This is a genomic window from Microcoleus sp. N9_B4 (assembly GCF_036701635.1).
Lineage (GTDB): Bacteria > Cyanobacteriota > Cyanobacteriia > Cyanobacteriales > Microcoleaceae > Microcoleus.
In genome coordinates, this window is record NZ_JAUBRC010000004.1 from 36,960 (window position 1) to 49,822 (window position 12,863).

Genomic DNA, 12,863 nt, shown 5'->3' on the forward strand with positions numbered 1-12,863 from the left:
ATCAAAAACCTGTTTGCAGCAGCAGTATTGGGCGGCTGAGCAAGACGACTTGCATTCCTCACTACAAACCTGAGTTCGTTTGGGAGTGCAGACTGCGAGTCTTTTCTCAAGGGCTGAGAGGGAGAGCGAGAGTGATAATTTGCGTCTTTGGGCTGGGATTTGCCACGATACATTATACTATTTGTTGAATTTCAGTTAGGGTGTTTTCAACTTTAAAAAAACTATTTCTGACTTTTTCATTCCTTCTACCTTCTACCTTCTGCATTATCAGGTGTCCAGCTATGACAGAGCTTAATTTTCAGGAACTTGCCAAGCAGGGAAATCTCGCCACTGCGATCGCATCTTGGCTAAACAGCCAGTTGCAATCTGAAGGCATCACAGCCTCCGCGAATCTCGACGGCGACTGTTTGGATGTAATTCTTGAGGCCGAGCGGGTACCCATAGAAAATACATTAGTTGATTTTGTTCGCACCGAGCTGACGAATTTGCAGCCTGATTCGATTCGCAAAGTGAAGGTTGAGGGTCGAGAAAGGGGTCAGATTGCTGCTGCTTGGAGTCAAGAGTTTAGTTTGGAGAACAGCACTTTTGAGCCACAGAGCTTTGTAGGAGAAGCTGTACCAAATACTGCTGTTTTTAATATGGACGATCGCACAGAGATGGAGAACAATTTTGAGGACGAAAAACCGCCGGAACTTGCTGCATTTGAGAATCGGCTGCGATCGACTTTCATTGTAGTTGGGCTGGTGACGGGTATGTTGGCGATCGCGGTGGTGGCGTTTGTCGGTAAGATTTTAAACGAGCCGACAGCAACTGCGGGGAATAATTCCGATGAAACAGTAGATTTAGCAACTGCACCAGATACTTTTCGAGAAGCCGTTAACAGCGCACTCAAAGCAGCAGAATTGGGGCGATCTGCAAAAACCAAGGAAGATTGGACTACAGTTACCGATCGTTGGCAAGAAGCGGTCTCATTAATGAGAAGAGTACCAGTGTCTAGCCCCAACCATCAACTAGCTCAAGCAAAAGTAATCGAGTATCAGAAATATCTGCTTTACGCTCAAGAAGCAGCAGTAACTCCCCCTCTACCAACTCCAACTCCCGCACCAGCCGAAAAATTACCTTCGGAAAAAGCAACTCCTAAAAAATCCAATTCGCCCAAAGAAACTTCGGGAAAAGCAACTCCTAAAAAATCCACTTCTGAAAAGAGAGCTTCAGAGAAAGCAACTCCTAAGAAATCTCCTTCCGACAAAGCCGAACCAGAGAAAAAATCTCCTTCTAGATAATGTTAAAATAGAGATTTGAATAATTATGACTGACAACACTTTAATCGTTTCTCCTGAATGGTTAGCCACCAATACTGACAATCCGCAAGTTGTAATCATTGACTGTCGTTTTTCCCTTGCCGACCCTGAATTGGGACAAAAACAATATCAAGAAAGCCACATTCCCGGAGCTTTCTATTTAGATTTAAACCGCGACCTCGCGAGTTCAGTGGGCAAACACGGCGGCAGACATCCGCTGCCAAATATTGAAGAATTAGCTGAGAAATTGAGTACAATCGGCATTAATTCACCTGAAACTTTAGTCGTCGCCTATGACGATTCGCGGCTGGCTTTTGCCGCTCGTTTGTGGTGGCTGCTGCGATATATGGGACACAGCAAAGTCGCTTTGTTAGACGGCGGTTTCAGCGCATGGAAAGCGGCGAGCTATCCGGTAACAAATATTTTGCCAGAACCCCGCGAGGGTAAATTTGTTGCTCAATTGCAGCAGGATTTGGCGGTAGATATTGAGGCGGTAAAAGAGCGTAAAGACTTGCCGGGAAAGGTTTTGGTTGATTCGCGAGAAAGCGAGAGATATGAAGGTTTGCGGGAGCCGATCGACCCCATTGCAGGTCACATTCCGGGTGCGGTTAACTATCCTTGGCAAGGGGTGACGGATGAAACTGGAAAAGTGCGATCGGCATCCGAACAAAAACAGCGCTGGACGGAATTAGAAAAAGCCGAAGAAATTATTGTTTATTGCGGTTCCGGGGTGACGGCTTGCGTTAATTTACTGTCTTTAGAAATCGCCGGAATTCCCGATGCTAAACTTTATGTCGGTAGCTGGAGTGACTGGTGTTCTTATCAGTTGTAGGGTGCAGGAGCGAGATGATTGTTGACTGTTGACTGTTGATTGTTGATTGTTGACTCTTGACTGTGAGTTCTAGGGTAGCGGGAATTGATGTCAACTTAACGTTCAACCCTCAGTCCGGAAGCTGTTGAAACAAGAGCCTCAAAGCGAAATTCCTCGCTATGAAGACTAATTAGTTCTTCAGTCCTCTTTGAGAGGACTTTAGCTATGAGACAGGGAATTCATTCCCTGGCGGACTGTTGGGTGAGCGGGAGGACTGGCGGACTAAAAGCTTAAGTTGACACCAATAGGTAGCGGGTAATTATTTCGACTGACATCTTGCACCCTTGTCAAGAACAGGCTTTTCGGCCTGTTCCACAAAGAGTAGATTTTCTTGTGGAACAGGCCGAAAAGCCTGTTCAGAAGGCGAATTAACAATACCCTAAAAATCAAAATAAATATAAGGCAAACCCCCTTCGGGAGCCAACACCCAAACGGCATACAAACAAAGCGGCACTAACACCAATTTCATCGGCCAATTTAACTCCAATTTCAAACCCCGACTCAACGCATAATTCCCCAGCATCGCCACAGCCAAAGCCGCCAACATCCAAGTTAAATCCACTCTTTCCAAACCCAAAACTTCGCCATAAACTTTCTCAGCAAACTGCACGTCAGCAGTGTGTCCCCACAAATGCGAAATCGCCCATCCAGAATCCTTTAAATCTGGAAGGCGGAAAAATATCCAACTACCAAAAACCATCGCCTGAGTCAACAGCCAACCGATCGCAATCCCGATCGGATTTTCCCACAAAAACTCGATCCGCAACCGCTTAAACAGCACATCAGTCAGCCTGTGAACCGCCAAAGCTAAACCGTGTAAACCCCCCCACACAATAAATCCCCAAGCCGCCCCGTGCCAAATTCCCGCAATTAACATGACGATCGACAAATTCAGACAAGTGCGCCACAAACCGACTCGCGAACCGCCCAAAGGAAAATACAAATAATTCCGCAACCAATCCCCTAAAGTCATGTGCCAGCGCCGCCAAAAATCAGCTATGCTGGCACTAAAATAAGGAAAATCAAAATTTGGCGGCAAATACCAACCCAGCAGCAAAGCAGTACCGCGCGCCATGTCAACATAGCCGCTAAAATCGAGATAAAGTTGCAGCCCGTAAGCAAAAATCGCCAGCCACAAATCCTCGCTACCCGCCCGCTGCAAGTTGGTAAAACTTAAATCGACATAAATTCCCAAGTTATCTGCGAAAAGACCTTTTTTTACTGCACCAAAGGCGATCGTCCAAAGTCCCTCAGAAATGCGATCGGGCGTCGGAAATTCCTGAGTTTTCAGTTGATAGATCAAGTTGTGATACCGAGTAATCGGGCCGGAAATCAGTTTGGGAAAAAACAACTTGTAAGCAGCAAAGTGCAGCAGCGAAGTAGCAGCAGGCGCGCCTCGGTACACGTCAATCAAATAAGCAATGCACTCAAAGCAAAAGAAACTTAATCCCAGGGGTGCGATGACGTGACTTTTCACCCAGTCAGCCCCGTCGATAGCTACAGGCCAATTGAACAAAGTGCCGATCGAACTCAAGAAAAAAGGCACATACTTAAAGCCCAGAAGCAGCAACACATTCAGGCAGATTCCTATCCACAGCAGCAACAAACGGCGGCGGTTCCAAGATTCATTAGCAATCCGCCAATCCAGAGGTTCCCCAATCGCCATCGCCAAGCAGTAATTAAACAAAGCACCGACTAACAGCAGAGGAATGTACCAAATTTGCAGCGAAGCGTAAAAAATCAAACTACCCGCCAACATGATGAACAGCCGCCACCACCGCGCCGGAACTGACCAGTAAGCCGCGAACAAAACTAATAGAAACAGGCCATATTGAAGGGAGATGAAAGTCATACCATTGTCGATTTTAGATGTTAGATTTTAGATTTTAGAATTGGGAATGGCTTATTTTGTATGGGTTTGGATTACCGCCCTACTGTTGCATTATTTTTATTAGACCTCTTGCAAAAATCCTTTTCCTCAATTGATGGGACGGGCAAGATGCCCATCCCACAAGAAAAAATAACTCTTGTGGGATGGGCATCTTGCCCGTCCTAATTATTTTTGCAAGAGGTCTATTAAGCGAGACTTTGCTAAGAACGGGATTTATCATGGATTTTAGCCGATCGCCGACACGCAAATAGACCCTCGGTAAGTCCCTACTATATAGTCGGCAACTGAGAACTGCTACATTTTACAGCACAAAGGTTAAATTCTGTTGCAAATTAAATAAATCTTGCCTGCTCTAAATTAACTCTCTTACGAAGCATATAAAATTCTGGGAAAAAATATAATTAGGTTTGCAGCATCGGACTTCAGTTCTCAAAAGCTACAATTCCTGATATCGTTTCCCTTCCCATCGGAATAATATTTTTGATCCTGAAGTCCTAGCATCCCGCACAGCAAAAAAGTGATGTAACCCAAAATGTTTTGAATTCATCACGATAGCAGGTATTTGGCAAGTAGTTCGATCGCATTTGAACCCTTCCCAAACCTCAAATTCGGTCAGATCCGGTATCATAATGTCGATAAAAATTGCTGGCGCTTGCTCAAAGAGCAGCCGCACCCAACCTTCACCACCGTTGGCGACCTATATCGCAGTACAATGAATTGGTGGCAAGTTTTTCAGCAAATACCGAAAAACTATCTTCATCCTCCCCAATCAAAACTTTGGCTGCTGAATCCGGCGCTGGCGATGGCCCGGAACCCCTCAAGCTACGAGAATTTGCGATCGCCAGCGATATTTCATCTGCCTTAGCAGCAGATATTTCCAAAGGGTTTTCTTCCTCTCCAGGATACAGAATCGGCAGTGTGACAAAAAAAGTCGAACCCACTCCGGGTGAACTTGTGATTTCAATGCTTCCTCCTAGAAATTCCGCCAGTTTTTTGCACAGAGACAATCCCAATCCCGTGCCTTTGACGCGCTTCTGCAAGGGGTTTTCGAGTTGGACAAATTCTTCAAAAATCTGCCTTTGATCGGCTGGGGGAATGCCGATGCCCGTATCTGCTACTGAAAAAGTAACTGTTCCCTCCTCTCCCATTTCCGCAGCAACTCGAACTTCACCTGCTTCGGTAAATTTGAGGGCATTAGAAATCAGATTTCGCAAAATCTGAGAAACTTTGCCCTCGTCGGTGGTGAGGATTGGAAGTTCGAGAGGATCTTCAAAAATTATAGAAACGGCAGAGTTTTGGGGAAGCAGGGGGCGCATCATTCCTCGCAGGGCGCTGAACAAATCTTCGACTTCAAAATCAGCCACGCGAACAGTTAGTTTTCCGGCCTCCACTTTGGCTAAATCTAACGAGTCGTTGACAAGTTCTGCGAGAGACTCGGCAGATTTATGAATGTAATTTACTTGCTTTTCCTGTTCGGCGGAAAGTTCTCCGTCGAGGCGATGTAACAATATTTCGGAAAGGCTCAGAATTGCCGTTAGCGGAGTGCGAAACTCGTGGCTCATATTGGAGAGAAAGCTGGTTTTGAGTTCGCTGGCGCGGCGGAGAGATTCGGCTTTGTCGTTCAATTCAGCGTAAAGTGCCAGGACTCCGCGATTGGTATCTTCTAGTTGTTGATTTAATTGTACGAGCTCTTCTTGACGCTGGCGGAGTTCGTCTAAAGTGCGTAGTAATTCTTGATTTTGCTGCTGAATTTCGGCATAGGGATCTTCGGGAATTTGGCGCGCTAGTTTGTCAACTAATTGATTTAGTTCGATCGCACTCAGCGTCGGCATATTTTTGGAAAACTGTTTAATTAATTGTACAGCCGTTCCGCGATCGGGCCCAGAGTCGATTTTCACTTCGTCCATCAACCGTTTCGCTGCTGCTAAACCGAGTCCCGCGCCGGTTTGCGATCGAAAATTGGGGCTTAACACAGCCGATAAATCAGCAATTCCCGGCCCGGTGTCAGAAATCCGAGTCCGAAAAATTTGGGGCGATTCTCCCTCTACAATGAATTCTACTTTGCCGCCGCCTGCATATTTGAAAGCATTGCGGGCAATTTCGGAAACTGCTGTGGCGATGCGGGTTTGTACTTGGGAATCGAATCCCAGCCCTTTAGCAATTTGGCGAGCTCTTTGGCGTACTTGTACGATGTCTTGTTCAAAGCGGACTTCCGTCGTCAGGATTGGGTAACTCACGCTGCTTCTCTCATCTTGGCTACTATAACTGTCATGTCATCGCGAGTGCGTTTGAAGTCCCGGTAGAGCACGGCTGCGATTAAAGCAGGATGTCTGGAGGCTAAGCCCGGGTAGCGGTTTAAATTCCACTGCGCCGCCAAACCGTCGGAGTGCATGATGAGTAGGGACTGCTGCGACCAAGGATAGACAAATTCTGCTACTTTTCGCATCATATGTCCAACTGTGCCGTTGTAGGAAACCATGCTGCGGCTTTGGTTATCTGTGACAACTACACCGCTGATGTTGCCAATTCCGGCAAAACAAATTGTTTGTTGAGTATGATCAATTTGGGCGATCGCCGCAGCCGCTCCTCTGGTATTTTTTAAAGCAGCGTGCGCCTTCTCTAAAATTGCTTTCGGGCCGAGTTTGGCGTTTTCCTCAAATACCCGCACTGCTTCGCCAGAAGCTTCCTGGGCCAAATCCCCGTAGCCGAGCCCGTCTGCAACTAAGATCAGGTTTTTGTCAAGGTGATTTTCCGTCGCCCACGAATCCCCGCAAATTTGCTCTCCTACTTTTGGCAAGTTGATGATCCCAAATTCCAAGTAATTGCTGTTTTGGGATGCTTCTCGGCTATTTTCGGTCGGTTCCAGCCGCGCTAATAAGGCTGTCCCCAGTTTTGGTACAGAATGAATATCAAAAAAAGTAGAGAGGCGTTTAATTGCCCCCAGTCCAGTTCCAGGGCTTCCCGCTGTAGAAAAACCGTCCCGCATACACAGCGCGACATTTGCCATTCCTTGGCCCCGGTCTAGCGCTACTATTTCAATGCTATATCCGGCCGCTGTTTTGAATGTTCGCAGCAAAAGTTCTCCTTCGCGGGCGTGCTTGACCAGGTTTTTTGCGGCTTCCGTGGTAACAATTGCCACTTTACCGCGATCGGTCTCGTTAAATCCGACTTCCGTCGCGAGGGCGACTGCGATTCGGCGCGCTTCTCCCACTTGACTTTCTTCTGTTACGGGCAGGGCTAGGGCATCTATCATTTTTTATCAGATCTAATCATGAAATCCTCCATAGGCCAACCCTCTCCGGGTATGGTGTGGGATTCCCAGAATCACTTCTTGGCTGTGCGGGTTGCTATTTATACCAATTAAAAAAATAATACAACTATACGCAAGCTCCAAACCCCGATCGTCCTCACTCATTCCCAATGCTGTAATCTAAAATCTCTACTCTCAAATCTTATTACTTGCTCACCGCCAGCGGACGATCGAAATTTTAGTCCCCTTACCCACTTTGGAAACAATCTCAAATTCGTGCATCAACCGCTTAGAACCACTGAGTCCCAAACCCAAACCCTGATTAGAAGTATAACCGTCAGTCATTGCCAATTCGATGTCTGGAATTCCCGGGCCCTTGTCTTCAAATATCAGCCGCAGCCCTTTGCGGGTTCCTAATTGGAGCGTTTCGAGAGTTACAGTTCCCCCTTTGCCGTAGTCTACAGTATTGCGGGCGAGTTCGCTGGCTGCGGTAACGATTTTCGTTTGGTCTAATAAACCGAATCCAATTGCTACAGCCCAAGTTCGCACTTGCTGTCGGACGTGGACTATATCGGATGACGATCGGATTTCTAGTGTCTCACGTTTTGACATGGCGGCTACTGTACCAAAATAGAACTTCTCCACAAAACATAGGACTTATACTTATCAACTTAGTTTCTCCTAATAGGACTTACGCACTTACTACGATTTTCTCTCAAAAGAGAACATAGTGAAGCAATCTCAAACCCTTGATTTAACCCTCTTGAGTGCGTAAGCCCTGTCCTCAGAAATCTTCAGTTTGTCAACAAGGTATCTACAAACAAACTAGGTTTCTTTACTGCCTGTGCCTCAGTCATGGGACAGTTAATCGACTGCTTACGCATTCTCCCCAGGAGAAAAACCCAAGGATTTTCGCAACAAAATCATGCCCTTTTCAACGCTTAAAGCTGTGCGAACTCCTGTTAGGGAAAGCCCCAACTCAACGAGCGTGATCGCAACCGCTGGCTGCATCCCGACCACAACTGTCTCCGCATCTAAAATTCGCGACATACTAGCGATATTATTGATAATACGACCGATAAAAGAATCTACTATTTCTAGAGAAGAGATTTCTATTAAAACACCTTTTACGCCTGTTTTGACGATGCGGTTTGTCAGGTCGTCTTGCAGCGTCATTGCTAAGCGGTCGTGCATATCTACTTGAATTGTTACTAGCAGAAATTCTCCCATTTGAAGAATCGGTATTCGTTCCACAAATCCACCTCTATTTTAATTTTTACTTAAGTTTTTAGGCGAAAGGGCAATATTTTTTATTTTTCCTCTTGAATATTTCTAATAGTTAAACCTTGGCGCTGCAAAGCGACTTTAAAAGCATCTGCTAAAGTCGCTTTTGTGAGAATATCCTGCAAGTCAACTCCCAAGTGAACTATGGTTTGAGCTATTTGCGGGCGAATGCCGCTGATGATGCACTCAGTACCCATTAAACGGGCGGCAGCGACAGTTTTTAATAAATGTTGAGCAACTAAAGTGTCAACTGTCGGCACGCCTGTAATGTCTAAAATCGCAAATTCGGAGCCGGTTTCCATGATTTCCTGCAACAGAGTTTCCATGACTATTTGAGTGCGGGCACTGTCGAGAGTCCCGATCATGGGTAAAGCGAGAATGCCTTGCCAAAGTTTGACTACGGGTGTTGACAATTCGAGCATTTCTTGCTGCTGGCGTTCGATGACTTCTTCGCGAGCTTTGAGAAAAATTTCTGTCACCCAAAGGCCTAGCTGGTCTAATAAACTTGTGGAAAGCCAAAGTTGTTCGACAAGTGCGTCGCGGTTTTGTGTCAGTTCATGACAAAGCCGATCGAACAATGGCTTTTTGAAGCATAAAATGAAACTGGCTATCTCTGAAGGAGTAAAGCCTCTCTGAACGCGCGATCGCGAAACTTCTGCTAGCAGCACCCGCATATTTTCCCATTCTGGTGTCTGGATGTCGCTAAAGTTACCCTGTCCGACTGCAATGTGGAGCAATTGCAGGAACTCTTGACACTCGGAGCGCAATTCTTTGGCTCTCATCAAGTCGTCCCGCCGCAGCCCGGTATTTTGCAGTTCTTTGAGCCAGTCTGCTAGTAACTCTGCTTTGTGTCTTTGTAGGATTTCCGCGATCGTGTTATTGCTTGTGAGTTCCATTAAAATTATCTCCTGCTTAGCAATTGGAATGAAGTTGTACGAGCGATTCCCTACGGGATAGCTTCGCACGCGCGGACCAAGCGTGTTTTTTGATGGGGCAACTTCTGAGTTTAGCTCACTGTTTGCTGTTTGTGATCGAGGGTTAAGTACCTAATTGCAAAATGCGTTTGACGATCGCACTGGTAGAACTCGGAACTTCTATTTCGATCAAGGAAATCTTGCCACCTCCGGCGATAACGGCCGGTGCTTCCGGCAGAGTTTCGACTTGATAGTCGCCTCCTTTAACGTATATATCAGGCTTCAGGATATTTATCAGTTTAGTTGCTGTAATCTCGGAAAAAATTACTACGGCGTCTACTGGTTTGAGGGCTGCTAACACTTCGGCTCGCTGATTTTCCGGTACGATCGGGCGGGGCGGCAATCCCGGCTGCTGCGGTTTGATAGCTTCCACGCTGGCGTCGCTATTCAAGCCCACCACGAGGGATCGCCCCAATTTTTTTGCCGCCTGCAAATAGCGGACGTGGCCGCAGTGCAGAATATCGAAGCAGCCGTTAGTAAACACGATCGGACGCCAGTTGTCCGGATCGGATGCGATCGCTCCTTCGAGTTCTCTCAACGTATAAACACCAGAAATCCTTGCAGTCATTACCAACAAATTTGAACAGCGATCAATTATCCTACCAAAAAATGTGAGAGCGGAACACCTTTGCCATTGAACAATCTATCACTCAACCTGCCAATAATTAATAGTTGGCCATTAGTAATTGGTAATTATAGCAATCCTAAATCATTTGTGAATTTCTTACTCCCGAGCGAGCGGCTTCGGGGAGGGTTGGGGTGCGGTAAAAAAAATACGACTCCTGCAAGGATTGCTATAGTAACTGGTCACTCTTAAGCAAAAAGGAAGAAGCACAAATGGCCTTCGGCTTCGCGAGCTGCTAAACAGAAGGAAAAAGGAAAAAACATCTACTCGTGTATTTGTGACTGCCACATCGTGCTGTTGGTAATTGGAGGTCAAAAAGGTTGGGAAACAATTATTTATTCCCGCCCTCTCTTATATCAATTACTATAAGACAGGGGATGAGAGTTCCACCGCCTCGGGCAGGCGATCGGGTAGTGGGAACCCTAGGGGGTGAAACCCAACACAACGCGATCCTCCTGTGTCTATTATTTCTGACACCGCCGCGAGCGAAAGCTAGTTAAAAGCACCGAACCCAAGCGTGCAGAACTCATCTGTACCCTGCATTCGTCAGACTCAGGCTGTCGGCAGCAGTTGGTTGCAGCAGTTTCTGGGCGCTATCTTGACCAAGCTTTACAGCCACACCAGAAGCGCGCAGCCTCCTGTGCCCAACTCTGCATAGCTGTCTATAAACTCGACCTTTTGGGTCGCAACCGCAGCCTGTGAACACCCAAAGGAAAGTCGAGGTCGGTACCCGAAGCAGCTATTTTGGTGGAAAATAGCTTAACTCGTTCCACAAGATCCACTCAACTACCCCTTTGAATCTAACGGTGTAGAATTATCTAACATGAATTATGAAAGCAAGTAATAGCCGTCAATTTTCTTCAGTAGCTGCTCGAACTCTAAAAGTAGTGGGGATTATCTTGATTCTCTCTGCTTTGCTTGACTGCATTGTTCTGTCGCTGCCGGGAGAAACTTCAGACCTTCTCAATCGAGGCTGGCAGTTGGCCGCAGCAACTCAGATAGTTGACAGGGGCATTATTCCTTTGATCGGTATCGCCCTCCTGATGACTGGCTTTTGGGTTGACAGCAGCAGTGGAGTCTCTATTGAGCGACGCAAGGTTTGGCTGGACTTGCGATTCTGGGCGCTGTTGATTTCCAGCTTGTTAGGTTTAGTTTACCTATCTCTGGTTCCCGTTCACCTCAACAATACTCGTTTGGAACTCAAGGATGCTCTGGCTCAAGTCGATCAAGAAGCGGGACAAGCGGAAGGTCAACTTGAGGCACAACTTAAAAGCGATCAATTTAAAGCTCAGGTAGAACAGCTCAAAAGCCAGCGTCGCAGCCAGATAGGGGCGCTGCTGCAAGACGACGGGAAGTTGCAACAAGCACTCAAGAGTCCAGACGTTCCCAAGGAATTGAAAGCTGTGCTTCAGGAGTCGAAAAATGACCCGAAAGCCCTCGACAAGTTCCTGGAACAGCAAGCTCAATCACTTCCCACTCAAGCTCGCAACGAGATTCGCACCCGCAAGCAACAAAAAGAGAAAGAGTTAAGAACTCGATCGAGAAATTCGAGTTTGCAGACGGGCATCAGCAGTTTGCTGTTAGCGATCGGCTACATTACTGTTGGTTGGACGGGATTGAGAAGTATGGGAATTCTGCGGTTCGGCCGCCGCAAAAATTGATCGGCCCTGGCAGGGTTCGCGCTGGTCGAGACATCCCTGAGACATAGTTTGTTTACCCATAGTTTGCCCTTACTGAAAGCTGGGAATGTTCTCAATTTATATTCTGACTTACAACGAAGAGATTGATATCGCCGCTTGCATTGAATCGGCACTGCTTTGTGACGATATCATTGTAGTTGATTCTTTCAGCACCGATCGAACCCTTGAGATTGTTCAGAACTATGCCGTGCAAACAGTGCAGCACCGCTTTGAAACTCATGGACGCCAGCGGACTTGGATGCTCCAAGAAGTCCCGTGCAAGTACGAATGGGTTTATATCCTCGAAGCTGACGAGCGGATGACGCCTGCACTGTTTGCTGAATGCTTAAAGGCGATCGAAAGTCAAGAGTATATCGGCTATTACGTAGCTGAAAAAGTAATATTTATGGAGCGCTGGATTCGCCGCAGCACTCAATATCCCCGCTATCAAATGCGCCTCTTTCGCAAAGACCAAGTATGGTTTACTGACTACGGTCACACTGAACGGGAAGTCTGCAACGGGCCTACTCACTTTTTGAAGGAAACCTACCCTCATTATACTTGCAGCAAAGGTCTTTCCCGCTGGATTGAAAAGCACAACCGCTACTCGACTGACGAGGCGGCTGAAACTCTCCGTCAATTAGAAGCAGGTCAAGTAAATTGGTGGGATTTATTGTTTGGCGCATCGGAGGTGGAAAGGCGTCGCGCTTTGAAAGATTTTTCTTTGCGCTTGCCTTTGCGGCCTGTGGTGCGCTTTTTCTATATGTATATTTTACTCGGCGGATTTCTTGACGGTCAAGCGGGATTGGCTTGGTGCACGCTACAAGCTTTTTATGAATATCTAATTTTGCTGAAAGTTTGGGAAATGAAGCATATGCCCCTGCCAACTTTAGACGGAGTGGAGGAACCGTCTCTTTCGGAAGTAGTAACAGTTGAGCCGTCTAAAGTTTCTTATAATCTTGGCGCTTCCGATACTCGGAATTAAAAA

General features: G+C 46.7%; 12 protein-coding genes. 5 read left to right on the top strand and 7 right to left on the bottom strand.

The window, feature by feature from the left end; all coding sequences use genetic code 11:
- Nucleotides 1-281 precede the first annotated feature (281 nt).
- Together QUA43_RS03625 and QUA43_RS03630 are read left to right on the top strand one after the other, a co-directional pair.
- Nucleotides 282-1,283 (top strand): hypothetical protein, encoded by a 1,002-nt coding sequence (locus QUA43_RS03625; RefSeq protein ID WP_333371103.1) that lies wholly within the window; start codon nucleotides 282-284, stop codon nucleotides 1,281-1,283.
- Between the two features lie 25 nt (nucleotides 1,284-1,308).
- A complete protein-coding gene (locus QUA43_RS03630) occupies nucleotides 1,309-2,133 on the top strand; it encodes a sulfurtransferase (protein WP_333371105.1) in 825 nt (274 codons plus the stop codon).
- Between the two features lie 418 nt (nucleotides 2,134-2,551).
- On the opposite strand, the gene QUA43_RS03635 is transcribed toward QUA43_RS03630, so the two are convergent.
- The 7 genes from QUA43_RS03635 to rfaE2 all read right to left on the bottom strand — a co-directional run bounded on the left by QUA43_RS03635 (nucleotide 2,552) and on the right by rfaE2 (nucleotide 10,139).
- Entirely contained in the window at nucleotides 2,552-4,024 is a 1,473-nt protein-coding gene (locus QUA43_RS03635; protein WP_333371107.1) for an MBOAT family protein, read from the bottom strand.
- A gap of 719 nt (nucleotides 4,025-4,743) precedes the next feature.
- Nucleotides 4,744-6,300, bottom strand: coding sequence for an ATP-binding protein (locus QUA43_RS03640; protein ID WP_333371108.1), 1,557 nt, complete (start codon nucleotides 6,298-6,300; stop codon nucleotides 4,744-4,746).
- Complete coding sequence (locus QUA43_RS03645; protein ID WP_333371110.1) at nucleotides 6,297-7,316, bottom strand: ATP-binding SpoIIE family protein phosphatase; 1,020 nt, start codon at nucleotides 7,314-7,316, stop codon at nucleotides 6,297-6,299. The genes QUA43_RS03640 and QUA43_RS03645 overlap by 4 nt, the downstream gene beginning before the upstream one ends.
- Nucleotides 7,317-7,526: 210 nt before the next feature.
- A complete protein-coding gene (locus QUA43_RS03650; RefSeq protein ID WP_333371112.1) occupies nucleotides 7,527-7,925 on the bottom strand; it encodes an anti-sigma regulatory factor in 399 nt (132 codons plus the stop codon).
- A gap of 264 nt (nucleotides 7,926-8,189) precedes the next feature.
- On the bottom strand, nucleotides 8,190-8,567 hold the full coding sequence (locus tag QUA43_RS03655; protein WP_333239914.1) for an STAS domain-containing protein: 378 nt from the start codon (nucleotides 8,565-8,567) through the stop codon (nucleotides 8,190-8,192).
- Between the two features lie 56 nt (nucleotides 8,568-8,623).
- Nucleotides 8,624-9,493, bottom strand: a complete 870-nt coding sequence (locus tag QUA43_RS03660) for an STAS domain-containing protein (RefSeq protein WP_333371114.1) — start codon at nucleotides 9,491-9,493, stop codon at nucleotides 8,624-8,626.
- A gap of 142 nt (nucleotides 9,494-9,635) precedes the next feature.
- A complete protein-coding gene (rfaE2, locus tag QUA43_RS03665; protein ID WP_333371116.1) occupies nucleotides 9,636-10,139 on the bottom strand; it encodes a D-glycero-beta-D-manno-heptose 1-phosphate adenylyltransferase in 504 nt (167 codons plus the stop codon).
- Between the two features lie 574 nt (nucleotides 10,140-10,713).
- Here rfaE2 and QUA43_RS03670 point away from each other — a divergent pair.
- The 3 genes from QUA43_RS03670 (at nucleotide 10,714) to QUA43_RS03680 (ending at nucleotide 12,860) form a co-directional block, all read left to right on the top strand.
- Complete coding sequence (locus tag QUA43_RS03670; protein WP_333371118.1) at nucleotides 10,714-10,854, top strand: hypothetical protein; 141 nt, start codon at nucleotides 10,714-10,716, stop codon at nucleotides 10,852-10,854.
- A 172-nt stretch (nucleotides 10,855-11,026) separates the two neighbouring features.
- Nucleotides 11,027-11,857: a hormogonium polysaccharide biosynthesis protein HpsJ gene (gene hpsJ-B, locus QUA43_RS03675; protein WP_333371120.1), complete on the top strand. Its 831-nt coding sequence runs from the start codon at nucleotides 11,027-11,029 to the stop codon at nucleotides 11,855-11,857.
- A gap of 85 nt (nucleotides 11,858-11,942) precedes the next feature.
- Entirely contained in the window at nucleotides 11,943-12,860 is a 918-nt protein-coding gene (locus QUA43_RS03680; protein ID WP_333371122.1) for a glycosyltransferase family 2 protein, read from the top strand.
- The last annotated feature ends 3 nt before the right edge of the window (nucleotides 12,861-12,863 follow it).

What these genes read in the sequence shown, in the direction of transcription:
- QUA43_RS03625 (WP_333371103.1), top strand. Translation starts at nt 282, where the DNA reads ATGACAGAGCTTAATTTTCAGGAACTTGCCAAGCAGGGAAATCTCGCC.
- QUA43_RS03630 (WP_333371105.1), top strand. Translation starts at nt 1,309, where the DNA reads ATGACTGACAACACTTTAATCGTTTCTCCTGAATGGTTAGCCACCAAT.
- QUA43_RS03635 (WP_333371107.1), bottom strand. Translation starts at nt 4,024, where the DNA reads ATGACTTTCATCTCCCTTCAATATGGCCTGTTTCTATTAGTTTTGTTC.
- QUA43_RS03645 (WP_333371110.1), bottom strand. Translation starts at nt 7,316, where the DNA reads ATGATAGATGCCCTAGCCCTGCCCGTAACAGAAGAAAGTCAAGTGGGA.
- QUA43_RS03650 (WP_333371112.1), bottom strand. Translation starts at nt 7,925, where the DNA reads ATGTCAAAACGTGAGACACTAGAAATCCGATCGTCATCCGATATAGTC.
- QUA43_RS03660 (WP_333371114.1), bottom strand. Translation starts at nt 9,493, where the DNA reads ATGGAACTCACAAGCAATAACACGATCGCGGAAATCCTACAAAGACAC.
- rfaE2 (WP_333371116.1), bottom strand. Translation starts at nt 10,139, where the DNA reads ATGACTGCAAGGATTTCTGGTGTTTATACGTTGAGAGAACTCGAAGGA.
- hpsJ-B (WP_333371120.1), top strand. Translation starts at nt 11,027, where the DNA reads ATGAAAGCAAGTAATAGCCGTCAATTTTCTTCAGTAGCTGCTCGAACT.
- QUA43_RS03680 (WP_333371122.1), top strand. Translation starts at nt 11,943, where the DNA reads ATGTTCTCAATTTATATTCTGACTTACAACGAAGAGATTGATATCGCC.